The following is a 24,320-nucleotide window of genomic DNA, read 5'->3' as shown; positions in this document are numbered from 1 at the left end:
CCTCGCCGGCGTTTGAGGCGCGGGGTCTGGGGCGGAGCCCCAGGAGGGGTCCGGGCGCAGCCCGGGGAACGGGCGAAGGGCGGGTAGGGGACTTCGCCCCGCGCAGCGGCAAAGGGTGCTGTGGGGACTCCGCCCCGCGCGGCGGCCGCTACTCCCCCGGCAGCACGACCACCTCGCCCGGGGCGAAGGTCACCGCGACCCGGTCCCCGACCGCCGGCGCCCCGGCCAAGTCACACTCCGCCTCCAGCACGGGCCCGGCCTCCGGCCGCAACAGCAGCGCGACGTGCGTCCCCCGGAAGGTCCGCGACACCACCTCGCACCCCAGCCCCCCGGCCGACAGCACGACCCCGGCGGGCCGGATCAACACCCGGTGCTCCCCCGCCGGCGACCCGGCCGGAACCGGGACCTTCCCCCACGGAGTCACCGCCACCCCGGCGGAAAGCTCCGCCGGGACGACGTTCTCGAAGCCCAGGAACCGCGCCACGAACTCCGACGCCGGCCGCTGCCACACTTCCAGCGGGGTCCCCGCCTGCGCGATCCGCCCGTCCCGCATGACGACCACCCGGTCGGCCAGCGCGAACGCCTCGCCCTGGTCGTGCGTGACGGCCAGCACGGTCGTGCCCAGCCGCGAGAACAGCCCCTGCAGCTCCACCACGAGCCGCTCCCGCAGTCCGCGGTCCAGCTGCCCGAGCGGCTCGTCCAGCATCAGCAGCCGCGGCGAAGGCGCGAGCGCCCGCGCCAGCGCGACCCGCTGCTGCTCGCCGCCGGACAGCGAGGCCACCGCCCGGCCCTGCGCCCCGGGGAGCCCGACCAGCTCCAGGAGTTCGGTCACCCGGGCCTCGGAGGACTGCTTCGAGGCCCCCCGCATCCGCAGGCCGAAGGCGACGTTCCCGCCCACGTCCCGGTGCGGGAACAGCTGGTGGTCCTGGAACATCAGGCCCACCCCCCGCCGGTGTACGGGCACTGCGGCCTGGTCGGCGCCGCCCAGCAGCACCCTCCCGCCGGCGACGGGCTGGAGCCCGGCCACCACCCGGAGCAGGGTGGACTTACCGCTCCCGCTCGGCCCGAGCACGCACACGATCTCGTGCTCGGCGACCGCCAGGTCCACGGCGTCCACGACCGCGCGCTCACCGAAGCGGACCGACACCCCTTCCAGTCGAAGCAGGGTCATCAGAATTCTCCGGAGGTCTTGTCGGGTCGCAGTCGCTCCAGCGCCAGCAGGGACACCGCGCACACCAGCATCAGGATCGTGCTCAGGGCCATCGCCTGCCCGTAGTTCATCTCCCCGGCCCGCCCCAGCAGCCGCGCCACGGCGACCGGCAGCGTCGGATGGTCGGGGCGCGCGATGAAGACGGTCGCCCCGAACTCCCCGAGGGACACGGCGAAGGCGAAGCCCGCCGCGATCAGCAGGGCCCGCCGCACCATCGGCAGGTCCACCTCCCGCCAGGCCCGCAGCGGTGAGGCGCCGAGCACGGCGGCGGCCTCCCGCAGCCGTCCGTCCACTGCGCGCAGGACCGGCAGCATGGTCCGTACGACGAAGGGAACGCCCACCAGCGCCTGCGCCAGCGGCACCAGGATCCACGAGGTCCGCAGGTCCAGCGGCGGCTCGTCGAGGGTGATGAGGAAGCCGAAGCCGACGGTCACGGCCGACACCCCCAGCGGGAGCATCAGCAGCGCGTCGAAGCCCCGTACGAAACGGCCCGCGCGCCGGGTAAGCGCCGCGGCGGCGAGCCCGCCGACGACCAGCGCGATGGCGGTGGCGGCGAGCGCGTACTGCAGGGAGTTCCAGATCGCCTCCAGCGGCGGCACCAGGAAGGTCCCGCCACCGGCGCCGACTTCCTGGAGCGCCCGGTAGAAGCCGAACCCGTACCCGCCCGGGGCGTCGAGGGAACGTTCCACGAGCACGGCGAGCGGCGCCACGATCAGCAGCGCCACCGTCAGCAGCACCCCGCCGAGCAGGGTGCGCTGGGCCCAGCCGCGCGGCCGGTGCGTGGTCCGCCCCGGGTCGACCAGCCGCAGCGCGGTCTCCCGCTTGCGCACGGTCCAGGCGTGTACGCCGAGGATCGCTCCGATGGCCGCGAACTGCACCATCGTCAGCACGGCGGCCGTCGGCAGGTCCAGGAGCTGCGCGGTCTGCCGGTAGACCTCCACCTCCAGGGTGGAGTACGCGGGCCCGCCCAGGATCTGCACGACGCCGAAGGAGGAGAACGTGAACAGGAACACCATCAGCGAGGCGGCCGCGACGGCCGGCCCCAGCGCGGGCAGCGTCACGCGCCGCCAGGCGGCGAACCGCCCGGCGCCCAGCACCCGGGCGGCCTCCTCCTGGCGCGGGTCCAGCTGCGCCCACAGCCCGCCGACCGTGCGGATGACCACGGCGTAGTTGAAGAAGACGTGCGCGAGCAGGATCGCCCAGACGGTCGTGTCGAGGCGGATCCCCCACACCTCGTCCATCAGACCGTTCCGCCCCACGAGCGCCAGGAACGCGGTGCCGACCACGACGGTCGGCAGCACGAACGGCACCGTCACGAGCGCCCGCAGCAGCTGTTTGCCGGGGAACTCGAAGCGGGCGAAGACGTACGCGCCGGGGAGCGCGATCAGGAGCGTGAGCGCCGTGGACGCGAGCGCCTGCCAGGTGGTGAACCAGAGCACGTCGCCGATGTCGGGCCGGGCCAGCACCTCGCCGATCCGGCCGAACTGCCAGCCGTCGTCCGTCTTGAGCCCGCGCCCGACGATCGCGGCCACGGGGTACGCGAAGAACAGCCCGAAGAAGACGAGCGGCACGGCCATCAGACCGAGCCTGACGGCCGTGGCCCGCCCGCTCTCCTTCGCAGCCTCGCTCACTCGTCCTACTTCACGACGAGGGCGGACCAGGTCTTGATCCACTGGTCACGGTTCTTGGCGATGGCCTCCGGGGCGACCGTCTCGGGCTTCTCGATGACCACGCCGTGCTTGGTGAACAGCTCCGGCAGCACCGCGTCCTTGGTCACCGGGTTCACGAACATCTGGAGCGGCATGTCCTCCTGGAACTTCTTGGAGATCAGGAAGTCCAGGAGCGCCTTGCCGCCCGCCTCGTTCTTCGCACCCTTGAGCAGACCCGCGAACTCGGTCTGCCGGAAGCACGTGCCCGTCGCGACGCCCGTCGGGGCCTCGGCCGGCTGCGGCTCGCCGTAGAGGACCTCGACCGGCGGGCTGGAGGCGTAGGAGACGACCAGCGGGCGGTCGCCCTTGGCCTTCTTGCCGCCGGCCGAGCCGGAGAAGCGCTCGTTGTAGGCCTGCTCCCAGCCGTCGACGACCTCGACGCCGTTGGCCTTGAGCTTGCTCCAGTAGTCCTTCCAGCCCTCGTCCCCGTACTTGCCGACGGAGGCGAGGAGGAAGCCGAGGCCGGGCGAGGAGGTCGCGGCGTTCTCGGTGACCAGCAGGTTCTTGTACTCCGGCTTGATCAGGTCGTCCAGCGTCTGCGGCGGGGCGAGCTTCTTGTCGGCGAAGTAGGCCTTGTCGTAGTTCACGCAGATGTCGCCGGAGTCCACGGGGGTGACCCGGTGCTCCTTGTCGAGCACGAACTCGGGCTTCACGTCGGCCAGCCCCTTGGCCTCGTACGGCGTGAAGATGCCCTGGTCGAGGGCCCGGGAGAGGAGCGTGTTGTCCACGCCGAAGAAGACGTCGCCGCGCGGGGAGCCCTTGGTCAGGATCTCCTGGTTCAGTGCCGCGCCCGCGTCGCCGGACTTCAGGACCTTCACGGTGTAGCCGCTCTGCTGCTCGAACTCCTTGAGGACCGTGTCGGTCACGTTAAAGGAGTCGTGCGAGACGAGGGTGATCGTCTTGGACTTCGGGGCGTCGCTCGCCCCGGCGGACTTGTCCTTGGCGTCTCCGCCGCCGCAGGCGCTGAGCGTGGTGACGCCGAGCGCGGCCGCGAGCGCGACGCCCGCCATCTTCTTGGTGGTGCTCATTGGTGCATTCCTCCTGGGATGTCCAGGAGAAGACGCGGCCCCGCCCGGCGCTCTGTGGAGCGGACGCCGGGCAGGGCGCAACAGCTTGAGTGATGACCGAACTTCCTACCCCGAATGACCGGGGCGAGGTTCAGAGGGTCTGCGGTGACGGTTACCGCACTCTCAGCGCTGTGGCGCTCCCCTGTCGGAATATGAAATTGGTTTCGGCCACAGGGTACCCCGCGGCCGAAAGCAAACCTGAACTGGCGGAAATCAGCGCTCCGAGGCGGCGAGCTGGCCGCAGGCGCCGTCGATCTCCTGGCCGCGGGTGTCGCGGACGGTCACCGGCACGCCGTGGCGGGCGATGGCCTCCACGAACGCCTTCTCGTCCTCGGGCCGCGAGGCGGTCCACTTCGAACCCGGCGTCGGGTTCAGCGGGATCAGGTTGACGTGCACGCGCTTGCCCTTGAGCAGCCTGCCGAGCAGGTCGCCGCGCCAGGCCTGGTCGTTGATGTCGCGGATCAGGGCGTACTCGATGGAGATGCGGCGGCCGGACTTCTCCGCGTACTCCCAGGCCGCGTCGAGCACCTCGCGGACGTTCCAGCGGGTGTTCACGGGGACCAGGGTGTCGCGCAGCTCGTCGTCCGGGGCGTGCAGTGAGACGGCCAGGCGGCACTTGAAGCCCTCGTCGGCGAAGCGGTGCATCGCCGGGACCAGGCCCACGGTGGAGACGGTGATCCCGCGCTGGGACAGGCCCAGGCCGTCGGGCTCCGGGTCGGTGAGGCGGCGGATGGCGCCGACGACGCGGTTGTAGTTGGCGAGCGGCTCGCCCATGCCCATGAAGACGATGTTCGACAGCCGGGCGGGCCCGCCGGGGACCTCGCCGTCGCGCAGGGCGCGCATGCCGTCGACGATCTGGTGCACGATCTCGGCCGTCGACAGGTTGCGGTCGAGACCGGCCTGGCCGGTGGCGCAGAACGGGCAGTTCATGCCGCAGCCGGCCTGCGAGGAGATGCACATGGTGACCCGGTCCGGGTAACGCATCAGCACGGACTCGACGAGCGTGCCGTCGTGCAGCTTCCACAGGGTCTTGCGGGTGGTGTCGTCATCGCACGAGATGTGGCGGATGACGTTCATCAGGTCCGGCAGCAGCTCCTGCTGGAGCTTCTCGCGGGAGGCCGCGGGGATGTCGGTCCACTCGGCCGGGTCGTGCGCGTACCGGGCGAAGTAGTGCTGGGAGAGCTGCTTGGCCCGGAAGGGCTTCTCACCGATCGCGGCGACCGCCTCCCGGCGCTCCTCGGGGGTGAGGTCGGCGAGGTGCCGGGGCGGCTTCTTCGCTCCACGAGGGGCGACGAAAGTGAGCTCTCCCGGAACAGGGCGGGCCATGGCAGGTACTCCTTGTAAGACGAAAGGCGCGCCGCAGAAGCAGCGCGCCTTCCAAGAGTAACCGCCCCGCCTGTACGGGCGCCTTTTCGCAGGTCAGCCGGTACCGACGAACAGCGCCAGCAGCAGCCAGACCACCGGGGCCGTCGGAAGCAGGGAGTCCAGCCGGTCCATGATGCCGCCGTGACCCGGCAGCAGGGTGCCCATGTCCTTGATCCCGAGATCCCGCTTGATCATGGATTCCCCGAGGTCACCCAGCGTGGCACTGACGGCGACGGCGAGGCCGAGCACCAGGCCCTGCCACCAGACGCCCCCGACGATCAGGAACTCCATGCACAGCGCGCCGGCCGCCATCGCGAAGGCCACCGCTCCGAAGAGCCCCTCGCGGGTCTTTCCGGGGCTGATGCGCGGGGCGAGCTTGGTCTTGCCGAAGCGCCAGCCGACCGCGTAGGCCCCGGTGTCGCTGACCACCGTCAGGAGCAGGAAGGTGATCACCCGCTGCGGCCCGTCGTCGGCGGTGAGCAGCATCGCGACGAAGGTGGCCAGGAAAGGCACGTAGAACGCCGCGAAGGCACCCGCCGTGACGTCCTTGAGGTAGTCCTCGGGCGGCTCGGTCATCCGCCAGACGAGGACGGCCAGCACCGTCAGCGCCATGGCCACCCAGGCACCCTCGGCACCGCGGACGTATCCGGCGATGACCATGGCCGCACCGCCGATGGCGAGCGGGACCAGCGGGGCCTTGATGCCCTTCTTCTCCTGGAGCCGGGAGGTCAGCTCCCACAGGCCGACGACGACCGCCACGACGACGACGCCGACGAAGACGGCCTTGACGATGAGCAGCGAGGCGAAGATCACCGCGCCGAGGCCCACTCCGACCCCTATGGCGGCGCGCAGGTCCCGCCCGGCCCGCTTCTTCTGAGGCGGGGGCGAGGCGTCCTGAGGTGCCGGCGAAGGCGGGGTCGGCGGGGGGCTGGGCATGGGCTCCTGCGGCGGCGTCTCGGCGCGGAAGAGGGAGCCGCCGTCAGCGGCGGCCCCCCGATCGCGTGCTTCCCGGTCGTCGAAGTCACGGCCGGCGGCATCGGGCACGATGGGCATGGGCCGAGTGTGCGGGCCCACCAGCGCATCGTAGGCGGGACCCGCCGGAACCGGCTCCGGCTGCCAGGAAGTGTCGTTCATCAGACTTCGAGGAGCTCGGCTTCCTTGTGCTTCAGGAGCTCGTCCACCTGCGCGACGTACTTCGCGGTGGTGTCGTCGAGCTCCTTCTCGGCGCGGCGCACCTCGTCCTCGCCGGCTTCCTTGTCCTTGACGAGCTTGTCGAGGGCGTCCTTCGCCTTGCGGCGAATGGCGCGGATCGACACCTTGGAGTCCTCGGCCTTGGTGCGCGCGACCTTGATGTACTCCTTGCGCCGGTCCTGCGTCAGCTCGGGGAAGGTCACCCGGATGATGCTGCCGTCGTTGCTGGGGTTGACGCCCAGGTCGGAGTCGCGGATGGCCGTCTCGATGTTGCGCAGGGCGCTCTTGTCGAACGGGGTCACGATCGCCATGCGCGGCTCGGGGACCGAGAAGGAGGCGAGCTGGTTGATGGGCGTGATGGCGCCGTAGTACTCCGCCACGATCTTGTTGAACATCGCCGGGTGCGCACGACCGGTGCGAATCGCGGCGAAGTCTTCCTTGGCGACGACGACGGCCTTTTCCATCTTCTCCTCGGCCTCGAGGAGGATCTCTTCGGTCACCACGTGCTCCTGCATGTCAGAAATGGATGGTTCAGGCGGACGGGGCCTGCTCAGGCCCGGGTGCCCTGGTCGCTCACGAGCGTGCCGATCTTCTCACCCTTGACGGCTCGCGCGATATTGCCCTCGGCGAGCAGCTCGAAGACCAGGATCGGCAGCTTGTTGTCGCGGCACAGCGTGATGGCGGTGGCATCGGCGACCTTGAGGTCGCGCGACAGCACCTCGCTGTACTCCAGCGCGTCGAACTTCACCGCGTCCGGGTTCTTCTTGGGGTCGGAGTCGTAGACCCCGTCGACGCCGTTCTTGCCCATGAGGAGGGCTTCCGCGTCGATTTCCAGGGCTCGCTGGGCGGCCGTGGTGTCGGTGGAGAAGTAGGGCATGCCCATGCCGGCGCCGAAGATGACGACGCGGCCCTTCTCCAGGTGGCGGACGGCGCGGAGCGGGATGTACGGCTCGGCGACCTGGCCCATGGTGATGGCCGTCTGGACGCGGGAGTCGATGCCCTCCTTCTCCAGGAAGTCCTGGAGGGCAAGGCAGTTCATGACCGTACCGAGCATGCCCATGTAGTCGGACCGGGCCCGGTCCATGCCGCGCTGCTGGAGTTCGGCGCCGCGGAAGAAGTTGCCGCCGCCGATCACCACGGCGATCTCCGCGCCGTCGCGGACCACCGCGGCGATCTCGCGGGCGATGGCGTGGACTACGTCGGGGTCGACGCCCAGTCCTCCGCCACCGGAGAAGGCCTCGCCCGACAGCTTCAGCATGAAGCGGCGGCCCTTCTTGTCCTGGTCGCTCTTGTCGTCGGAAGCGGTGTGGGTGTCCACGCCCTGATTCATGGAGATCTCCTCGTGCACATACGAAGAAGGCCATTGCCGGTGGGTCCTCGCGGTTCCCTCTACGGCAATGGCCTCCTCGTCAGATCTGCGGTCGCCCTGCGCGAACGCGGGCGACTGCTTCAGACCCTACCGGGGTCCGGTGTCCGTCGCGTACGGACGGACTCAGATGCCGACCTTGATGCGCGAGAAGCGCACCAGGGTGACACCGGCCTCGTCCAGAACCTTCTGGACGGACTTCTTGGCGTCCAGGGCGTACGCCTGGCCAAGCAGCGTGTTGTCGCGGAAGAAGCCGTTGACACGACCCTCGACGATCTTCGGCAGCGCGGCCTCCGGCTTGCCCTCGGCGCGGGTGACCTCTTCGGCCACGCGACGCTCGGACTCGACGACCTCGGCCGGAACGTCCTCGGCGGACAGCCACTTCGGCGCGAACGCGGCGATGTGCTGCGCGACGCCGCGGGCGACCTCGGCGTTCTCCTTGTCGAGCTCGACAAGGACACCGATCTGGAACGGCAGGTCGGGCATCGTGCGGTGCATGTACGCCGAGACGTAACCGCCGGTGAACTGCGCGAAGCGGTCCAGGACGATCTTCTCGCCGAGGTTGGCGTTGGCCTCGTCGACGAACGCCTGCACGGTCTTGCCGGGGGCGATCTCGGACGCGAGCAGCGCCTCGATGTCGGCCGGCGAGGTCGCGGCGACGTGCGCGGCCAGCTCTTCGGTGACGGCCAGGAACTTGTCGCCCTTGGCGACGAAGTCCGTCTCGCACTTCAGCTCGACGAGGACACCGGAGGTGTTGTCGTCGGAGATGACGGAGACGACGGCACCGTTCTCGGCAGAACGGCCTTCGCGCTTGGCGACGCCCTTCTGACCCTTGATACGGAGCGCCTCGACGGCCTTGTCGACGTCGCCGTCGGCCTCGACCAGAGCGTTCTTGCAGTCAAGCATGCCGACGCCGGTGAGCTCGCGGAGCTTCTTGACGTCAGCGGCGGTGTAGTTCGCCATGAGTCTGTGATTCTCTCTCGAAGTCGTAGATCTACGGGTGAACGGCGGAGGAGGCACGCTTGTGGCGTGCGGCTCCCCCGCCGTCATCGTCCGTGCTGCGAGTGCCCGGCGCATGAACGCCGGGCGCTCTCAGTGGGTCAGGCCTGCTCGGCGTCGGCGGCCGGAGCCTCGACGACGGCCTCGGCGACGACCTCAGCCTCGACGGCGGGGGTCTCGACAGCGGCCTCAGCCGGAGCGGCCTCGGCCGGAGCGGCCTCAGCGTCGTCAGCCTTCTTCTCGCCCTCGAGCAGGTCGCGCTCCCACTCGGCGAGCGGCTCGGCGGCGGCCTTCTCGCCCGGCTTCGAGTCACCAGTGGCGGCACCGGAACGGGCGATGAGGCCCTCGGCGACGGCGTCGGCGATCACGCGGGTGAGCAGGGTGACGGAGCGGATCGCGTCGTCGTTGCCCGGGATCTTGTAGTCGACCTCGTCGGGGTCGCAGTTGGTGTCGAGGATCGCGACGACCGGGATGTGGAGCTTGCGCGCCTCACCGACGGCGATGTGCTCCTTCTTGGTGTCGACGATCCAGACCGCGCTGGGAACCTTCGACATCTCGCGGATACCACCGAGGGTCTTCTCCAGCTTGATCTTCTCGCGAGAGAGGACCAGGAGCTCCTTCTTGGTGAGACCCGAGGCGGCGACGTCCTCGAAGTCGATCGCCTCAAGCTCCTTCAGACGCTGAAGGCGCTTGTAGACGGTGGAGAAGTTGGTGAGCATGCCACCCAGCCACCGCTGGTTGACGTACGGCATACCAACGCGCGTCGCCTGCTCGGCGATGGCCTCCTGGGCCTGCTTCTTGGTACCGACGAACATGATGGAACCGCCGTGGGCGACGGTCTCCTTCACGAACTCGTAGGCGCGGTCGATGTACGACAGCGACTGCAGCAGGTCGATGATGTAGATGCCGTTGCGCTCCGTGAAGATGAAACGCTTCATCTTCGGGTTCCAACGGCGGGTCTGGTGACCGAAGTGGACGCCGCTTTCCAGCAGCTCCCGCATCGTTACGACGGCCATGGCCATCTCCTTGTTTTCTCGGTTTGGTTCCTGACGCCCCTGTCGCGCCCTGCCCCCGTAGAGGGGACCGAGAGACGCTGTCACCTGGCCCTGAGGAGCCGGTGCTGGGGCGTGCGAAGTCGACCCGGTGACCCGGATCGCCACAAGAAGTGTACGGGACCCGGTGGTATGCCGGATGACGCGGTTGTCCACAGCCCCCCGCCCGTCCACAGGCCCGGGCGGGACCGGCCCCGGGGCGGGAACCCTGACCCCCATGACAAAGCCGCTGCTCACCCTCCTCCTCCTGCCCCTGAGCCTCGCCCTGGGCCTGGCCTCGGGCCCGCCTCCGGCCACGGGGCCGCCGCACGCTCCGGCGGGCGGGCGCCCGCTCCCTTCCCCCCTGACGGTGGTCCGCTGGTGGGACCCACCGCCGACTCCGTACGCGGCGGGCCACCGCGGGGTGGACCTGGCGGCCCCGGTGGGCACGGAGCTACGCGCGGTGGGCCCGGGCCGGGTCCACTACGCCGGCCGGGTCGCGGGCCGCGGAGTCCTCTCCCTGACCCTCCCGAACGGCCTGCGCACGACCTACGAGCCGGTCCGCCCCCTGGTGACGGAGGGCGCCGAGGTCACGGCGGGCCAGGTGGTGGCCGTCCTCACGGACGGCCCGCACTGCCCCCGCCCCTGCCTCCACTGGGGCCTCCTCCACACGCACACCTACCTCAACCCCCTGACCCTCCTCCCCCGCCCAAGCCCCCGCCTACTGCCCCTGCTCAGCCATCCGGGGTCCGAGCGCAGCCAATCCAGCCGTCCGGCGTTTGAGGACCGGGGTCTGGGGCGGAGCCCCAGGGGGTCCGGGCGCAGCCCGGTACCCCTCTCCAGCCCGTCCGGCGCTTGAGGACCGGGGTCCGGGCAGAGCCCGGGGACACACCCAGCCCCGCCGGCGTTTGAGGACCGGGTCCGGGCAGAGCCCGGGGACACACCCAGCCCCGCCGGCGTTTGAGGCGCGGGTCCGGGCAGTGCCCGGGGAACGGTGGAAGGGCGGGTAGGGGACGGCCCCGCAGGGCAGCCGGCCCCGCACCGGGCCGCGCCCGACGCAGAACCGGGGGCCGGGGCCAGACCCGCAGCGGGGCCCGGGCCGGAGCCAGGCCCGCATCGGGGCCGGGGCCGGTCAGCCCCCGACGCCCCGCAGGGCCATGGCCACCGCCGCGTCCGTGACCACGACGGGATCTTCCCCCGCGCCCGCCTCGATCCGCCGGACGGCGGCATCCACCACACCCTGGAGCAGCATCGCCGCAAGCCTGGGCTCCGCCTGCCCCAGCGCCCCCAACGCCTCCACGATCATCGCGATCAGGCTCCCGTGCGCCGCACGGATCTTCTCCCGCGCCCCGGCGTCCAGCTCGCTCGCCGAGATCGCCACGACCGCCCGGTGCCTCTTGTCACCCACCAGCCCCAGCTGGCTGCGCACATACGCCTCGATCTTCGCCTCCGGCGCCTCCGCCTCGGACATCGCCGCCTCGATCTCGGCCGCCCACACGGGGAAGTCCACCGCGCACAGCTCTTCGACGACGGCCGCGCGGGACCGGAAGTACTCGTACACGGAGGACCGGGCGAGGCCGGTCCTCTCGGCGAGGGCGGGGAAGGTCAGCGCTTCCGTCCCCCCTTCGGACAGCAGGGAACGCGCGGCGTCCAACAGGGCGCCGCGCTGCATCGACCGGTGCTCGGCCACGGAGGCCGCTCGAATCCTGGGCACGCATCCACTCTACGGACGTACCGCAAGGCCGTCGCACGCTCTCGGCCCGCCCGCGACCCCGCCCCCGACCCCGGCTCAGCGCCCGACGTCCGCCAGCTTCGCCCGGAGCTGCAGGACCGACTTGGTGTGGATCTGGCTGACGCGGCTCTCGGTGACCCCGAGGACGTTGCCGATCTCGGCGAGCGTGAGGCCCTCGTAGTAGTAGAGGGTCACCACCGTCTTCTCCCGCTCGGGCAGCGTGTTGATGGCCCGCGCCAGCAGCCGCCGCAACTCCCGGTCCTCCGCGACCTCCACCGGGTTGTCCGCGGCGGTGTCCTCCAGGGTGTCCATCAGGGAGAGGCGGTCGCCCTCCCCGCCCACGTGCAGCAGCTCTTCGAGGGCGACCACGTTGGCCAGCGACAACTGGCTGAAAACGGCGTGGAGATCCTCCACCCCGATGCCCATCTCCCCGGCGACCTCGTGCTCGGTGGGGGTGCGCCGCAGCTGGGCCTCCAGCGTGGCGTAGGCCCGTTCCACGGCGCGCGCCTTCTGCCGCACCGAGCGCGGGATCCAGTCCAGCGCCCGCAACTCGTCGATCATCGCGCCGCGGATGCGGGTGATCGCGTACGTCTCGAACTTGATGGACCGTTCGATGTCGAACTTCTCGATGGCGTCGATCAGCCCGAAGACTCCGGAGGAGACGAAATCGGCCTGTTCCACATTGGGCGGCAGGCCGACGCTGACCCGGCCCGCCACGTACTTCACGAGGGGCGAGTAGTGCAGGATCAGCTGCTCCCGCAGCCGCTCGTCACCCGAGTCCTTGTACGAGCGCCACAGCACCTCCAGCGACGAGGGCGCGGTGGACCGCTCGCTGCCGCGTGCAGCGGGTGGCACCGCAGCGCGGTCGGACCCTGAGGTGTGCTGGGGCATGCTTCGCCTTTGCCGGAGCCGGATTCCTTGGGAGCGTAGCGTGACGGAAGTGTCGCGGTGCGCGAAGAGTACGGGATCGCGCGGGCCCGCAAAGGCGCCCCGACTCGCGCGGGCGACCCGGGACCGGCGCCTGGCGCACGGTCCCGGCGGGTGCCACCGGGAAGACCGCGTCTCTCATCGGCTTCACTCTTTCACCGGAACGCCCCAGGTCAACGACCGCCTCGCCGGGGAACTCCGCCTTATGCGCCTCCTCTCGGCCGCTTCGAGGTCAACTGCCAGCCGTCGCCCTGCCGTTCGACGAACCCCAGAGAGTGAAGTTCGTACAGTCTGCCGATGACTTCATCGGTGCCGGTGCCCGCCGCGCGGGCCAGTTCGCCCAGGTCGGCCGGGCGCCCCGCCGGCAGGGCTTCGAGCACCCGGACGGCGTCGGGACCCAGCAGGTCGCGGGCGATCACGGGGCCCCGCCGCTCGGGGGCCAGCTCCCCCATCCCCCCGACCAGCTCGATGACCTCCGCCGCGTCCGTGACCAGCGCGGCCTCGCCGCGCAGCAGTTCGTGCACACCGGCCGAGAGACCGCTGGTGGCCGGGCCCGGGATGCCCATGGTGATCCTCCCCAGGGCCTGGGCCCGCCGGGCGGTGACCAGGGATCCGCTGCGGTGGGCCGCCTCCACGACGACCGTGCCCCGGGTCAGGGCTGCGATGACGCGGTTGCGCAGGACGAACCGGCTCGGCGTGGGGTGGCTGCCCGGCGGCAGTTCTCCGAGGAGCAGCCCCTGGGAGGCGATCCGGCCGAGCAGTCCGGCGTGCCCGCGCGGGTAGGACACGTCCACCCCGCAGGCCAGCACGGCGACCGTGGCTCCGCCGGCGGCGAGGGCGCCCCGGTGGGCCGCGCCGTCGATCCCGTAGGCGGCACCCGAGACCACCACCCAGCCGCGCTCGGCGAGTTCACCGGCCAGGCTCTGGGCCATGTGTGCCCCGTACGGGGTGCACGCGCGGGCCCCGACCACCGCCACGGAGCGCAGGGCCCAGGCCCGCAGGCTCGGCCCGCCCCGCACCCACAGGCCGACGGGCCGGGCGTCGCCGAGGTCGTCCAGCTGACTCGGCCACTCCGCCGACCCGGGGCAGACGAACCGGCCCCCGGTCCCGGCGGCGAGCGCCAGGTCCCGCCGGGGATCGGCCGCCGCGGCCCGGCGGCGGTATCCGGCGAGCCGCTCGGCGCCGACCCCGCTCAGCACCCCGGGCTCCGGCTCGGGCCCGGTCAGCAGCCGTATCAGCCCGACGGCCCCGTACGCCCGCAGCCAGCGCCCGCCGTGCTCCTCCCCGGGCTCCAGGACCCGGGTGAGCGCGGCCCGTGCGAGCACCTCACCGCCGGGCTCCGCCTGTTGCTCGGGGCCGGCTGCCGGTGACGCCTGTACGGGTCCCGGTCCGGGTGCCCGGCCCGGTCCCGGGGCCGACGCCGCGGCGGTCATGAGGCGGTGTCCAGGTGCGCCGTGGCTCCGCGGGCGATTCCGGTGCGCAGCTCGAGGGCGACCGCCACGTCCAGGGCGTCGGGGCGGTCCCGGCTCCTCAGGTCGGCCACCGTCCAGGCGACCCGGAGCACCCGGTCGAGCCCCCGCGCGGTCAACAGCCCGCGCTCCAGGTCCCGCTCGGCCTGGGCCAGCGCTCCGGGGGCGGCCGGCCAGCGCGTCCGCAGCTCGTGGCCCGGGACCTCCGCGTTGAGCCGCCAGGGCGTGCCGTCGAGCCGGGCCGCCGCCCGGTCGCGGGCCTCCCGGACCCGGTCGGCGACCACCGCCGTGGCTTCGCCGCGGCCGCCCCGTCCCAGCAGATCGGAGCGGGTGACCGGCTCGACCTCGACGCGCAGGTCCACCCGGTCCAGCAGCGGCCCCGACAGCCGGGCCTGGTAGCGGCGGACGACCGAGGCCGGGCAGTCGCAGCCGGTCCCGTGCAGGGTGTGCCGCCCGCAGGGACAGGGGTTGGCGGCCAGCACCATCAGGAACCGGGCCGGCAGGCGTACCACCCCGGCCGCCCGGGCGATGACCACGTGTCCCGCTTCGAGGGGCTGCCTCAGGGCGTCCAGGGCCTTGGTGCTGAACTCCGCGGCTTCGTCCAGGAACAGCACCCCCCTGTGGGCCAGGGACACCGCCCCGGGCCTGGCCACACCGGCTCCGCCTCCGACGAGGGACTGCATGGTCGCCGAGTGGTGCGGGGCGCAGTACGGGGGCCGGGCGACGAGCGGTTCGCCCGGGGGCAGGATTCCCGCGACCGAGTGGACGGCCGTGACCTCCAGGGAATCCTGTCGGGTGAGCGGGGGCAGGATCCAGGGGATCCGCTCGGCCAGCATCGTCTTGCCCGCGCCCGGCGGTCCGCTGAGGAAGAGGTGGTGTCCCCCGGCGGCGGCCACCTCCAGGGCCCGGCGTGCCGCGTGCTGTCCGGCGACGTCGGCGAGATCGGGGAAGTCCCGCCCGTCGCGGTCGCGGGCCACGCCCGTGCCGAGTCCGGCGCCCGGGACGACCAGCCCGGCGAGCATGGGGTCCGGGCGCCCGGACGGGTCCGGCGGATCCTCCTCGGGCACCTCCCCCTCGGTGAGCACCGCGATGAGTTGCCGCAGGCTGCGTACTCCGAGCACCGAGACGTCCGGGACGAGCATGGCCTCGGCCGCGCACTGCTGCGGGACCACGACCTGCCGGTATCCGGCCTCGGCGGCGGCGAGCACCGCCGGGAGGATCCCGCGGACGGGGCGCACCCGGCCGTCCAGCCCCAGCTCCCCGATGAGGACGAGATCGGCGATCACCTTCGGGTCGACCACCTCGGCGGCGCCCAGCACGGCGGCCGCAACGGCGAGGTCGAAGCCGGCGCCCGACTTCGGTACCGACGCCGGGCTGAGGCCGACCGTGAGCTTCTTCTGCGGCCAGGCGGCGCCCGAGTTCACCACGGCCGCCCTGACCCGGTCCCGGCTCTCGACCAGCGTCTTGTCGGGCAGCCCCACCAGGGCGAAGGTGGCGACCCCGGGCTCGAGGTCGGCCTGGACCTCCACCACCACGCCGTCGACGCCCACGAGGGCGACCGAGCAGGCCCGCGCGAACCCCATCAGGCCGCCCCCCTGACGTGCTCGACCACGGGCCCGCCGCGCCGCGGCAGCAGGACGCCGACGAGGTCGATGCGCACCCCGCCCGGGGGTGGTCCCCCGTGGTCGGCCAGCCAGCGCCCGGCGAGCCTGCGCAAGCGCTCGGCCTTGGCGGGCCGCAGCGCGGCCATGGGATGCTCGAACTCCCCCGCCCGCCGGGTCTTGACCTCGCACACGACGAGGGCGTCCCCGTCCCGGGCGACGATGTCGATCTCCCCGCCGCGACACCGCCAGTTCCGCGCGATCACGGTCATCCCGGCCTCGGTGAGCCGCCGCGTCGCGAGGTCCTCGCCGTACCGCCCCAATGCCTGCTGTGCCACGCCCTTCGCGTTCATCCGGCACCACCTCCGGCACCGACGGTCCCGCGTCCCCGCCCACCTAGTGGATCTTGGTGGACAACCGGGGCCATGTGGACAACCCCGTCACCCCGGCGAGGGATTCGGGCAAGGGCCGGGCCGGTCAGGGCCGGGCCGGTCAGGGCCGGGCCGGTCAGGGCCGGGGAATCAGCTGCCCGGAAGTTCGAGATCGCTCTTGTTGAGCTCCTCGATGTTCACGTCCTTGAAGGTCAGCACCCGCACCTGCTTGACGAAGCGAGCCGGTCTGTACATGTCCCAGACCCACGCGTCGGCCATCGAGACCTCGAAGAAGACCTCCCCCTGCACCGAGTGCACCTGCATCTCGTAGTCGTTGGTGAGGTAGAAACGGCGTTCGGTCTCGATCACATACTTGAACAGCCCGACGACGTCGCGGTACTCGCGATAGAGCTTCAGCTCCATCTCGGTCTCGTACTTCTCGAGGTCCTCGGCACTCATGGCATGTTCCCCTTCAGCCGTGCGTCCCCCTATTGTGCGCCAGGCCCGTGCGCCCCTAAACGATTTCCGGGGCCAGGTTCACGGGCGCACCCGGGGGACCGTCGTCGAGCAGCCTGCGGAGCAGCTCTGCGAGTCTGGTCGGGTACACCGTCTCATGGGCCGCAAGCAGTTCCTCGGAGGTCCACCACCTGGTGCCCGAGACGCTGCGGCGCTCCAGCTCGGTGAGGCCTCCCAGCACCGTCGCCGTCTGGCTGGTGCGGGCCAGGAAGTACCACTCGTCCTGCTCCCAGCGGCGCCCGTCGAAGGGGAACGAGCAGTAGCGGTGCCACAGCACCGGCCCCAGCTCCACGTCGGTGATCCCGGTCTCCTCCGCGAGCTCGCGCAGGGCGGCCTGCTCCCGGGTCTCGGACCCTTCCAGACCGCCGCCCGGGGTGAACCACCAGTCGTCCTCCGGGTCTCCCGGCTCGAATCCGTGCATCAGCAGGATCCTGTCCTCCGGGTCCAGCAGGATCACCCGGGCCACCTTGCGCGGCCCGCCCGAGCCGGGAGTCTCCCCCGGCCCCGCCGTCGCGTCAGCGGACATCGGCCCGCTCCCTCCTCCGCCCGCGCCCGAGAACCCGTACGACCGGCCCGTACGCGGCTCCGAGCACCACCAGGGCGGCTCCGGCCACCACCGCGGCCACCTGGAGCAGCAGCGGTCCCGCCGTCGAGGTCCCGCCGGGCAGGGCGGCGTAGGTCGTGGGCCGCTCCAGCATCGACATGGAGGGCCATGCGAGGGCGTCGACGCGGGCCTTCACCGCCGAGCGGGCCACCGTCCCCTGCCCGGCCTCCTCCAGGTGCGCCCGGGAATCCAGCGAGGCTCCGCGCCGGTCACCGAGCAGGAAGAGGTTGCCCTCCGGCACCGTCACCTCGAACGGAGTCCGGGAGGCGGAGCCGCCCGGAGCGCCCGCCAGGTCGAGCTTCTCCACCTCGATGTACGGCTCGTCCAGCTCCTTGCCGTTCACCACGAGCCGGCCGCCCGCACCGCAGCACTTGACCGTGTCCCCGCCGACGCCGACGACCCGCTTGACCATCGGCGAATCGCTCCACTGTTCGTCCTTGAAGATCACGACGTCCCCGCGGCGCACCTCGCCGCCGCCGATGCGCTGCGCCAGCACCCGGTCTCCGGGCTGCACCGTGGGCACCATCGAGTCGGTCGGCACCGTGTACGGCTGGTACACGACGGCTCCCCACACGAACCCGCCCAGGAAGAGCACAAAGCCGATGGCCACGGCGATTCCCGACAGCGTGCTGCCGAGAGCACCGCGGCCATCGCCGTCACCTGCTCGTATTGCTCGTGTTCCGCCCATTGCAAGCGCCCCCACACTCGGAGATCGTCGACCTGGGCGGCACCCTACCTGTCGGTACGCCCTGCGGTCAGCCTCCGCCTGCGCCACAGCACGACCGGCACCGCGCCGGCGAACCCGAGTGCGGCCGGGCCGAGCCCGACCGGCGCCAGGCCGGCGGCGTCCAGACCGAGCGCGGTGGCCTTGGTCTGCGTGCCGATGCCCGGCTGGTCGAAGGTGTCCGGAATGGGCAGCGTGGACCAGCGAGTGATCGGCCAGGCGACCACCACGGCGCGTCCGACGACATCGCTGACGGGCACGAAGCCCTGGGTGGAGTCCTGCTGGTGGTAGCGGGAGTCCTGCGAGTTCTGCCGGTGGTCGCCCATCACCCAGATCTTGCCCTTGGGCACGGTGAGCGGGCCGAAGGGGAAGTCGTCGCACGGGGTGTTACCCGGGAAGATGTACGGCTCGTCGAGCTCCTTGCCGTTGACGATGACCGGTCCCCCCTTCTTGCACTCGACCGTGTCACCGCCGATGGCGATCGTCCGCTTGATCAGGTCCTTCTCCTCGGCGGACGGCATGAGGCCGATCCAGCTGAGGGCCTTCTGCGCGATGTTGGGCTCCGGGGTGGCCTCACCGCTCAGCCATTCCGCCGGGTCGTGGAAGACCACGACCTCGCCGCGCTCGGGCTCCGATCCGAACCACGGCGTCAGCTTGTCCACGAGCACCCGGTCTCCGCGCTGCAGGGTGTTCTGCATCGAGTCGGAGGGGATCGAGAACGCCTGCACCAGGAAGGTCTTGATCAGCAGAGCGAGCAGCAGGGCGATGCCGACCAGGAGCGGCAGCTCCTTCCAGAACGACCGGTGCGGGCGTGCCGCGGCACCGTCCTTCGCGTCGCCGTCGTTCTCTACGGCATCGGGCCCGGAGGAGTCTTTGGGCTCCTCGCCGCCCTCGTCGCGTCCGGACCGTGCACCAACCGCCACGTCCCCCACATCCACTCCTCGTTCGGAAATCGACGCCCGGACCTGATGAGGCACGGGCCCTCCCCTCCCCTAACGAGCGGGAGTTCCCTAAGGCGCGGGAGACCAAGGACACACTATGCGAACGCGGAGCCGCCCCGGCGCCTACGGGGCGCGCGCCGACCGCCGCGCGCCTGGTCGGGAACCATGCGGAAGGTGGCGGGCTGTTCCAGCCGGTGCCAGTGCCCGAAAGGCCAGGCGATCACCACGGCCTGGCCGACCACGTCCTTCTCGTCGATCGTGCCGTGGAAGGCCTCGTCGAGGTGGTAGCGGGAGTCGGCGGAATTCGCCCGGTGGTCGCCCATGACGAAGATCCGCCCGGCGGGCACCTGCACCTCGAAGCGGATCTCCGAGGGCGCGTTGCCCGGGTTCACGTACGGCTCGTCGAGCGGCGAACCGTTGACGGTGACCCGGCCCCGGGCGTCGCAGCACTTCACGCTGTCCCCGCCGACGCCGATGACCCGCTTGATCAGGTCCTGTTCGTTCGCCGAGGGCAGCAGGCCGATGAAGGTGAGGGTCTGCTTGATCTGTTTGATGCCCACCGGGTCCTCGGCGGGCTGGACGCTGTCGGCCCCCAGCCAGCCGCCCGGGTCCTTGAACACGACCACGTCTCCGCGCTCGACCTCGGATCCGAACCACGGGGTGAGCTTGTCCACCAGGACCCGGTCGCCGATCCGGATCGTCTGCTCCATGGAGCCCGACGGGATGAAGAAGGCCTGGACGAGGAAGGTCTTGAGGATCAGGGCGATGCACAGCGCGACCACCACGAGCAGGGGCAGCTCCCCCACCCGGCGGGTACGCCGTCTGCGCCGGACCCGGCGGGCGAGGCGACGCCGTTCGGCCCGGCCGCCGGGCTCCGCGGGTTCCGCGACCGGCTCGCGCTCCCGCTCCGGCTCCGCGTCGGCGTCCCCGGACTCGTCCCGGTCGCCCCTCGGGCGCCCGCGGTTACCCACGGCCCCCGCCCACGGATCCCGCGTCACCCCAGCGCGACACCGGCCAGCCGATCCAGTCGGCCCGCCCGATCACCTTCTCCACCGGCACCATCCCCCCGCCCGGCTCCCCCAGGTGGTCCCGGGAGTCCCGGGACTGGGAACGATGATCACCCATGACCCACAGGCTCCCAAGGGGCACGACGATGCGGAACGGCACTTTCGATCCCGAGTCGCCCGGGTAGAGGTACGGCTCGTCCAGCAGGACCCCGTTGACCTTGATCCGGCCGTCTTCGCCGCACACCACGTCGTCGCCGCCGACGCCCACGACCCGCTTCACGAAATCGGTGTCCGAGGGCTCGGCCAGCCCGAGGGCCGAGGCCGCCCCGTGCAGGGCTTCGCCGAGGGGATTCCCGTCCGGGTCCTCCGGTACGAAGGAGCCCTTGCCGTCGAAGACCACGACGTCCCCGCGCTCCGGCCGGCCGCCGAAACGGTACGCCAGCTTGTTGACCAGCACTCGGTCCCCGACGGCGAGCGTGGGCTCCATCGAGCGGCTCGGGATCAGGAAGGGCTGCATCACGAAGTTGCTGAACAGCAGCAGGAGGGCGGTGCAGACCACGCCCAGCAGCGCGGCGCGCCGCCAGGTCAGCCAGCCGGCCTTCCCGGGGTCCTGGTCCGGGTCCGATTCCGGGGCCGACCCTGCTCCGGAAAGCACGAAACGCGACCGCCCCTCCCCCTCGTCGGGGGAAGAGTGGCCGCGCTGCGTGTGAGGTGCTTCGGTGTCCATCGGGGGCGAGCCTATCCGGCCGACCCCTCAACCCCGAGAGCAGATCAGCGGTCGCGCTTCTCCTTGATCTTCGCGGCCTTGCCGCGGAGCTCACGGAGGAAGTACAGCTTGGCGCGACGCACGTCACCGCGGGTGACGAGCTCGATCTTCTCGAAGATCGGGGAGTGGACCGGGAAGGTACGCTCCACGCCGACGCTGAAGGAGACCTTGCGGACCGTGAAGGTCTCGGAGACGCCGGCGCCCTGGCGGCGGATGACGACACCCTTGAACTGCTGGATACGGGAGCGGCTGCCCTCGATCACGCGGACGTGCACGTTGACGGTGTCACCCGGGCGGAAGGCCGGGAGGTCGCTGCGCAGGGTGGCGGCGTTGACGCCATCGAGCAGGTGAGACATGAGATTCGTCTGCTTTCTTCGCATGACGCCACAGGTCGCCGATGCGGGGTTTCCGGAGAGAATTCGGGAGCTGCGGGACTCGGCGGACGACGGTCCCCCTGTGGCAGGGGCGTACGCGAGCACACAGCAGCCGCCTATTCTTCCACGGTCGGGGGCCTGCGCCAAAATCGGCCGTCGGGGGACGGCTTCCAGCCGAGGATGCTCAGCAGCTCCCGGTCCTTCTTGTCGAAGGCGGAGGCCTCGCAGCGCTCGATCAGGTCCGGGCGGTTGGCCGCCGTGCGGCGGAAGGCCTCGTCTCGGCGCCACCGGGCGATCTTGCCGTGGTGGCCGCTGACCAGCACGTCGGGGATCCCGTGGCCGCGCCACTCCGGGGGCTTGGTGTAGACGGGCCCCTCCAGCAGGTTGGCCATGTCCCCGGGCGCGAAGGAGTCGTCGCGGTGCGATTCGGCGTTGCCGAGCACCCCGGGCAGCAGCCGGGCCACGGCCTCGGTGACGACCAGGACGGCCGCCTCGCCGCCGGCCAGGACGTAGTCGCCGATGGACACCTCGTAGACCGGGATGCGGGTGGCGTACTCGTCCATGACCCGGCGGTCGATGCCCTCGTACCGGGCCGGGGTGAAGATCAGCCAGGGACGTTCGGAGAGCTCGACGGCCAGTTCCTGGGTGAACGGCCGGCCGCTGGGAGTCGGGACGACGATGACGGGCCCGTGCGCGCCCGCCTCGTAGCCGTCGGCCAGGGCGGCGTCCAGGGCCTCGCCCCACGGCTCGGTCTTCATGACCATGCCGGGACCGCCGCCGTAGGGGGTGTCGTCGACCGTGTTGTGCCGGTCGTACGTCCAGTCCCGCAGGTCGTGGACGTGTACGTCGAGCTGGCCGCGCGCCCGCGCCTTGCCGACGAGGGAGACGTTGAGCGGTTCGAGGTACTCGGGAAAGATCGTGACGACGTCGAGACGCATCAGGCTTCGCCCCCGGCGTCCTCGGCGTCCTCGTCGCGGGTCGAGGCGACGACCGCGTCGCGCTCGTCGAGCAGGCCGGGGGGCGGGGTGATGACGCAGCGCTGCTCTTCGAGGTCGATCTCGGTGACGATCTCCTCGACGAAGGGGATCATCACTTCGGTGCCGTCCGGCCGCTCGACGATGAAGAGGTCCTGCGAGGGCAGGTGGGAGATCTCGGTGATCCGGCCGATCTCGGTCCCGTCCGCCAGCACCACGTCCAGGTCCATCAGCTGGTGGTCGTAGTACTCGTCCTCCTCTTCGGGGAGTTCGGACGGGTCGACTTCCGCGATCAGCAGGGTGTTGCGCAGCGCCTCGGCCGCGGTGCGGTCCTTGACTCCCGCGAAGCGGAGCATGAGGCGGCCGCTGTGGACCCGGCCCGCCTCGATGGTCAGCGGACCCGTCGACGCCGGTTCGGTGCGGAGCACGGCGCCGGGCGAGAGCCGGAGCTCCGGCTCGTCCGTCCGCACCTCGACGGTGACCTCACCCTTGATCCCGTGGGCGCGGCCGATCCGCGCGACTACCAGCTCCACTGTCTCTTCTCCTGTTCAGACGACGACGGGCCGGGGCGGGCGCAATCGCCCTCCCCGGCCCGTGCCGGTGATTCAACTCTTCAGCGGACCTGGTCCACGTCGACGAGGTCGACGCGGATCCCCCGGCCGCCGATGGCGCCCACGACGGTACGCAGAGCACGTGCGGTGCGGCCGTTGCGGCCGATCACCTTGCCGAGGTCGTCGGGGTGGACCCGGACCTCCAGCACCTGCCCGCGGCGCAGGTTGCGCGAGGCGACCTGCACTTCGTCGGGGTTGTCCACGATGCCCTTCACGAGGTGCTCAAGAGCCTCCTCGAGCATGCTCAGGCCTCGGTCGACTCGGCGGTCTCGGCCTCAGCCTCGTCCGCCTTCTTGTCGGCCTTCTTCGCCTTCTGGGTGATGGCTTCGCCCTTGCCCTCGCCGATGCCCTCGAGGGCCTTGGCGAACTCGTCGAAGGAGCGACGCTTGTTCTCCTTCGTCGCCGGCTGCAGCAGCGGCGCGGGGGCCGGAAGGCCCTTGTGCGCCTGCCAGTCACCGGTGAGCTTCAGGATGGCGAGCACAGCCTCGGTGGGCTGGGCGCCGACCGACAGCCAGTACTGCGCACGCTCGGCGTTGACCTCGATGCGCGACGGGTTGTACGTCGGGTGGTAGATACCGATCTCTTCGATCGCGCGACCGTCCCGACGGGTACGGGCGTCGGCGACGACGATGCGGTAGTGCGGCTGGCGAATCTTGCCGAGGCGCTTGAGCTTGATCTTGACTGCCACTGGAGTGGTGTCTCCTGAACTTGACGTGGTTGGGCACATGAGATGCCACGTGGGGTTGCGGTACTCGGGTGCCCGATGGACGCGTCAGCCGGAGGAGAGAGGGGTCCTATGCGACTGTCGAGTACAGCTGTCCATTGTGCCACACGCCCGCGGCGCGCTCCGCCGGGAGGTCGCGGAGCGAGACCGCCGGGTCAGGAGGCCACCGCGATGGCCACGTCCGGGATGCGGAAGGGCTTCATGCAGCCTCCGCACACGATCGGGGCCTGAGCCAGGACGGACGGGACCACGCGCACGTTGCGCCCGCAGTCGCAGACCGCCTTGACGCGGACTCCGCCGCCGGACGACCCGTGCCGGGCGGCCGGACCGCGGAAGCTGCGCTTGGTGTCGGCGGCCGTGGCGACCGTGTGGGCCTTCAGTGCGCGCTGGAGCCGCTCCATGGTGGGGCGGTAGCGCTTCTTCGCCTCGGGATTGAGCGAGACCAGGGAGAAGCCGCTGCTCGCGTGCGGCTCCTCGGTGTGGTCCAGCCCCATCTCCTCGGCGATCGCGAGGAACCTGCGGTTGTGGTAGCGGCCGGCGCGCGAAGTGTCACGCACTCCGCGGGCTGCGGCGATGCCGTGGACTGCCTCGTGCAGCAGTCGCTCGAAGGAGAGCTCGGCGCCGCAGGCGGACGAGGACTCTCCGATCAGGGACTCGGGCGCGGCAAGGTCAGGCAGCTCGGAGTGGTACCGCTGAATATCGGCCCACGCCTGTGCCAGCTCTGCGGCGAGAACAGGTGGTGTCGTGCTCACGTCGTGACAACGAGCCGGGGTGCCCAGGTGTTCCGATTCCGGGCCATTCCAAATTTTTTGCACGTACCAGTCAGTTCAGTCTCATGCGTCCCGACGAGGACGGGTGCGCATATCTCCGGAGGAGTCGGTACGTAACGCGGCCCATCGACTGCCCGTCGACCGAGGGCGACGGACACAGCCCCGGGGGGGGGGGGGGGGCGTGAGACGGGGGGGTGGGGATAGCAAGAGGAAGGGCCCCTCAGAACAAACGACGGGGCCAGAGGTACCCGGGGGGGCGTAACCCTTCTGC

The 24,320-nt window shown here is 71.2% G+C and carries 27 protein-coding genes and 1 riboswitch; of the genes, 1 reads left to right on the top strand and 26 read right to left on the bottom strand.

The window, feature by feature from the left end:
- Positions 1-148: 148 nt before the first annotated feature.
- The 9 genes from ACFRU2_RS36940 to rpsB form a co-directional block, all read right to left on the bottom strand.
- The gene (locus ACFRU2_RS36940) at positions 149-1,171 is read right to left on the bottom strand and encodes an ABC transporter ATP-binding protein (protein ID WP_382980525.1); all 1,023 of its coding nucleotides are present in this window, start codon (positions 1,169-1,171) and stop codon (positions 149-151) included.
- Positions 1,171-2,787: an ABC transporter permease gene (locus ACFRU2_RS36935; protein WP_382980538.1), complete on the bottom strand. Its 1,617-nt coding sequence runs from the start codon at positions 2,785-2,787 to the stop codon at positions 1,171-1,173. The genes ACFRU2_RS36940 and ACFRU2_RS36935 overlap by 1 nt, the downstream gene beginning before the upstream one ends.
- 59 nt (positions 2,788-2,846) lie before the next feature.
- Positions 2,847-3,947: a thiamine ABC transporter substrate binding subunit gene (locus ACFRU2_RS36930; RefSeq protein ID WP_382980523.1), complete on the bottom strand. Its 1,101-nt coding sequence runs from the start codon at positions 3,945-3,947 to the stop codon at positions 2,847-2,849.
- Positions 3,948-4,031: 84 nt separating this feature from the next.
- A riboswitch (TPP riboswitch) is annotated at positions 4,032-4,140 on the bottom strand.
- Positions 4,141-4,199: 59 nt separating this feature from the next.
- Positions 4,200-5,312 (bottom strand): 23S rRNA (adenine(2503)-C(2))-methyltransferase RlmN, encoded by a 1,113-nt coding sequence (rlmN, locus tag ACFRU2_RS36925; protein WP_274549767.1) that lies wholly within the window; start codon positions 5,310-5,312, stop codon positions 4,200-4,202.
- Positions 5,313-5,405: 93 nt separating this feature from the next.
- Positions 5,406-6,485, bottom strand: a complete 1,080-nt coding sequence (locus tag ACFRU2_RS36920) for a phosphatidate cytidylyltransferase (protein WP_382980521.1) — start codon at positions 6,483-6,485, stop codon at positions 5,406-5,408.
- On the bottom strand, positions 6,485-7,042 hold the full coding sequence (frr, locus tag ACFRU2_RS36915; RefSeq protein WP_112453867.1) for a ribosome recycling factor: 558 nt from the start codon (positions 7,040-7,042) through the stop codon (positions 6,485-6,487). Before frr ends, ACFRU2_RS36920 begins: the two co-directional genes overlap by 1 nt.
- 50 nt (positions 7,043-7,092) lie before the next feature.
- Positions 7,093-7,872, bottom strand: coding sequence for a UMP kinase (gene pyrH / locus ACFRU2_RS36910; protein WP_250743872.1), 780 nt, complete (start codon positions 7,870-7,872; stop codon positions 7,093-7,095).
- A 162-nt stretch (positions 7,873-8,034) separates the two neighbouring features.
- On the bottom strand, positions 8,035-8,871 hold the full coding sequence (gene tsf / locus ACFRU2_RS36905; protein WP_382980519.1) for a translation elongation factor Ts: 837 nt from the start codon (positions 8,869-8,871) through the stop codon (positions 8,035-8,037).
- Between the two features lie 137 nt (positions 8,872-9,008).
- Positions 9,009-9,923, bottom strand: a complete 915-nt coding sequence (gene rpsB / locus ACFRU2_RS36900; RefSeq protein WP_382980517.1) for a 30S ribosomal protein S2 — start codon at positions 9,921-9,923, stop codon at positions 9,009-9,011.
- A gap of 253 nt (positions 9,924-10,176) precedes the next feature.
- Here rpsB and ACFRU2_RS36895 point away from each other — a divergent pair, with 253 nt between their 5' ends.
- Positions 10,177-10,797 (top strand): M23 family metallopeptidase, encoded by a 621-nt coding sequence (locus tag ACFRU2_RS36895; protein ID WP_382980515.1) that lies wholly within the window; start codon positions 10,177-10,179, stop codon positions 10,795-10,797.
- 273 nt (positions 10,798-11,070) lie between these two features.
- On the opposite strand, the gene ACFRU2_RS36890 is transcribed toward ACFRU2_RS36895, so the two are convergent.
- The 17 genes from ACFRU2_RS36890 to ACFRU2_RS36810 form a co-directional block, all read right to left on the bottom strand.
- The gene (locus tag ACFRU2_RS36890) at positions 11,071-11,628 is read right to left on the bottom strand and encodes a TetR/AcrR family transcriptional regulator (protein ID WP_250743946.1); all 558 of its coding nucleotides are present in this window, start codon (positions 11,626-11,628) and stop codon (positions 11,071-11,073) included.
- 99 nt (positions 11,629-11,727) lie between these two features.
- Positions 11,728-12,561: an RNA polymerase sigma factor WhiG gene (gene whiG / locus ACFRU2_RS36885; RefSeq protein ID WP_250743879.1), complete on the bottom strand. Its 834-nt coding sequence runs from the start codon at positions 12,559-12,561 to the stop codon at positions 11,728-11,730.
- Between the two features lie 239 nt (positions 12,562-12,800).
- Complete coding sequence (gene dprA, locus ACFRU2_RS36880) at positions 12,801-14,030, bottom strand: DNA-processing protein DprA (protein WP_382980513.1); 1,230 nt, start codon at positions 14,028-14,030, stop codon at positions 12,801-12,803.
- Entirely contained in the window at positions 14,027-15,649 is a 1,623-nt protein-coding gene (locus ACFRU2_RS36875) for a YifB family Mg chelatase-like AAA ATPase (protein WP_382980511.1), read from the bottom strand. The genes dprA and ACFRU2_RS36875 overlap by 4 nt, the downstream gene beginning before the upstream one ends.
- On the bottom strand, positions 15,649-16,020 hold the full coding sequence (locus ACFRU2_RS36870) for a YraN family protein (protein ID WP_243337661.1): 372 nt from the start codon (positions 16,018-16,020) through the stop codon (positions 15,649-15,651). The genes ACFRU2_RS36875 and ACFRU2_RS36870 overlap by 1 nt, the downstream gene beginning before the upstream one ends.
- 168 nt (positions 16,021-16,188) lie before the next feature.
- A complete protein-coding gene (locus ACFRU2_RS36865) occupies positions 16,189-16,497 on the bottom strand; it encodes a DUF2469 domain-containing protein (RefSeq protein WP_005311352.1) in 309 nt (102 codons plus the stop codon).
- Positions 16,498-16,552: 55 nt separating this feature from the next.
- On the bottom strand, positions 16,553-17,080 hold the full coding sequence (locus tag ACFRU2_RS36860; protein ID WP_382980509.1) for an NUDIX hydrolase: 528 nt from the start codon (positions 17,078-17,080) through the stop codon (positions 16,553-16,555).
- Positions 17,070-17,846: a signal peptidase I gene (gene lepB, locus ACFRU2_RS36855; protein ID WP_382980508.1), complete on the bottom strand. Its 777-nt coding sequence runs from the start codon at positions 17,844-17,846 to the stop codon at positions 17,070-17,072. Before lepB (ACFRU2_RS36855) ends, ACFRU2_RS36860 begins: the two co-directional genes overlap by 11 nt.
- Positions 17,847-17,890: 44 nt before the next feature.
- A complete protein-coding gene (lepB, locus tag ACFRU2_RS36850; RefSeq protein WP_382980506.1) occupies positions 17,891-18,805 on the bottom strand; it encodes a signal peptidase I in 915 nt (304 codons plus the stop codon).
- A gap of 113 nt (positions 18,806-18,918) precedes the next feature.
- Complete coding sequence (gene lepB, locus ACFRU2_RS36845) at positions 18,919-19,794, bottom strand: signal peptidase I (RefSeq protein ID WP_382980504.1); 876 nt, start codon at positions 19,792-19,794, stop codon at positions 18,919-18,921.
- Positions 19,787-20,557, bottom strand: a complete 771-nt coding sequence (gene lepB, locus ACFRU2_RS36840) for a signal peptidase I (RefSeq protein WP_382980502.1) — start codon at positions 20,555-20,557, stop codon at positions 19,787-19,789. The genes lepB (ACFRU2_RS36845) and lepB (ACFRU2_RS36840) overlap by 8 nt, the downstream gene beginning before the upstream one ends.
- A 44-nt stretch (positions 20,558-20,601) precedes the next feature.
- Positions 20,602-20,952 carry a 50S ribosomal protein L19 gene (gene rplS, locus ACFRU2_RS36835; RefSeq protein ID WP_382980500.1) on the bottom strand — a complete coding sequence of 117 codons (351 nt, stop codon included), beginning with the start codon at positions 20,950-20,952 and terminating at the stop codon, positions 20,602-20,604.
- A 134-nt stretch (positions 20,953-21,086) separates the two neighbouring features.
- A complete protein-coding gene (trmD, locus tag ACFRU2_RS36830; RefSeq protein WP_382980499.1) occupies positions 21,087-21,908 on the bottom strand; it encodes a tRNA (guanosine(37)-N1)-methyltransferase TrmD in 822 nt (273 codons plus the stop codon).
- On the bottom strand, positions 21,908-22,477 hold the full coding sequence (rimM, locus tag ACFRU2_RS36825) for a ribosome maturation factor RimM (protein WP_382980497.1): 570 nt from the start codon (positions 22,475-22,477) through the stop codon (positions 21,908-21,910). The genes trmD and rimM overlap by 1 nt, the downstream gene beginning before the upstream one ends.
- Positions 22,478-22,557: 80 nt before the next feature.
- Positions 22,558-22,797, bottom strand: a complete 240-nt coding sequence (locus ACFRU2_RS36820; protein ID WP_030011889.1) for an RNA-binding protein — start codon at positions 22,795-22,797, stop codon at positions 22,558-22,560.
- Between the two features lie 2 nt (positions 22,798-22,799).
- Entirely contained in the window at positions 22,800-23,243 is a 444-nt protein-coding gene (rpsP, locus tag ACFRU2_RS36815; RefSeq protein WP_243337676.1) for a 30S ribosomal protein S16, read from the bottom strand.
- Between the two features lie 191 nt (positions 23,244-23,434).
- The gene (locus tag ACFRU2_RS36810) at positions 23,435-24,031 is read right to left on the bottom strand and encodes a hypothetical protein (RefSeq protein ID WP_382980496.1); all 597 of its coding nucleotides are present in this window, start codon (positions 24,029-24,031) and stop codon (positions 23,435-23,437) included.
- Positions 24,032-24,320 lie beyond the last annotated feature (289 nt).

The organism is Streptomyces sp. NPDC056883, from assembly GCF_042788835.1.
GTDB lineage: Bacteria > Actinomycetota > Actinomycetes > Streptomycetales > Streptomycetaceae > Streptomyces > Streptomyces stoeckheimensis.
This window is presented reverse-complemented; position numbering and strand designations above follow the sequence as displayed.

What these genes read in the sequence shown, in the direction of transcription:
- ACFRU2_RS36940 (WP_382980525.1), bottom strand. Translation starts at nt 1,171, where the DNA reads ATGACCCTGCTTCGACTGGAAGGGGTGTCGGTCCGCTTCGGTGAGCGC.
- ACFRU2_RS36935 (WP_382980538.1), bottom strand. Translation starts at nt 2,787, where the DNA reads ATGGCCGTGCCGCTCGTCTTCTTCGGGCTGTTCTTCGCGTACCCCGTG.
- ACFRU2_RS36930 (WP_382980523.1), bottom strand. Translation starts at nt 3,947, where the DNA reads ATGAGCACCACCAAGAAGATGGCGGGCGTCGCGCTCGCGGCCGCGCTC.
- rlmN (WP_274549767.1), bottom strand. Translation starts at nt 5,312, where the DNA reads ATGGCCCGCCCTGTTCCGGGAGAGCTCACTTTCGTCGCCCCTCGTGGA.
- ACFRU2_RS36920 (WP_382980521.1), bottom strand. Translation starts at nt 6,485, where the DNA reads ATGAACGACACTTCCTGGCAGCCGGAGCCGGTTCCGGCGGGTCCCGCC.
- pyrH (WP_250743872.1), bottom strand. Translation starts at nt 7,872, where the DNA reads ATGAATCAGGGCGTGGACACCCACACCGCTTCCGACGACAAGAGCGAC.
- tsf (WP_382980519.1), bottom strand. Translation starts at nt 8,871, where the DNA reads ATGGCGAACTACACCGCCGCTGACGTCAAGAAGCTCCGCGAGCTCACC.
- rpsB (WP_382980517.1), bottom strand. Translation starts at nt 9,923, where the DNA reads ATGGCCGTCGTAACGATGCGGGAGCTGCTGGAAAGCGGCGTCCACTTC.
- ACFRU2_RS36895 (WP_382980515.1), top strand. Translation starts at nt 10,177, where the DNA reads ATGACAAAGCCGCTGCTCACCCTCCTCCTCCTGCCCCTGAGCCTCGCC.
- whiG (WP_250743879.1), bottom strand. Translation starts at nt 12,561, where the DNA reads ATGCCCCAGCACACCTCAGGGTCCGACCGCGCTGCGGTGCCACCCGCT.
- dprA (WP_382980513.1), bottom strand. Translation starts at nt 14,030, where the DNA reads ATGACCGCCGCGGCGTCGGCCCCGGGACCGGGCCGGGCACCCGGACCG.
- ACFRU2_RS36875 (WP_382980511.1), bottom strand. Translation starts at nt 15,649, where the DNA reads ATGGGGTTCGCGCGGGCCTGCTCGGTCGCCCTCGTGGGCGTCGACGGC.
- ACFRU2_RS36870 (WP_243337661.1), bottom strand. Translation starts at nt 16,020, where the DNA reads ATGAACGCGAAGGGCGTGGCACAGCAGGCATTGGGGCGGTACGGCGAG.
- ACFRU2_RS36865 (WP_005311352.1), bottom strand. Translation starts at nt 16,497, where the DNA reads ATGAGTGCCGAGGACCTCGAGAAGTACGAGACCGAGATGGAGCTGAAG.
- ACFRU2_RS36860 (WP_382980509.1), bottom strand. Translation starts at nt 17,080, where the DNA reads ATGTCCGCTGACGCGACGGCGGGGCCGGGGGAGACTCCCGGCTCGGGC.
- lepB (WP_382980508.1), bottom strand. Translation starts at nt 17,846, where the DNA reads ATGGGCGGAACACGAGCAATACGAGCAGGTGACGGCGATGGCCGCGGT.
- lepB (WP_382980502.1), bottom strand. Translation starts at nt 20,557, where the DNA reads ATGGACACCGAAGCACCTCACACGCAGCGCGGCCACTCTTCCCCCGAC.
- rplS (WP_382980500.1), bottom strand. Translation starts at nt 20,952, where the DNA reads ATGTCTCACCTGCTCGATGGCGTCAACGCCGCCACCCTGCGCAGCGAC.
- trmD (WP_382980499.1), bottom strand. Translation starts at nt 21,908, where the DNA reads ATGCGTCTCGACGTCGTCACGATCTTTCCCGAGTACCTCGAACCGCTC.
- ACFRU2_RS36820 (WP_030011889.1), bottom strand. Translation starts at nt 22,797, where the DNA reads ATGCTCGAGGAGGCTCTTGAGCACCTCGTGAAGGGCATCGTGGACAAC.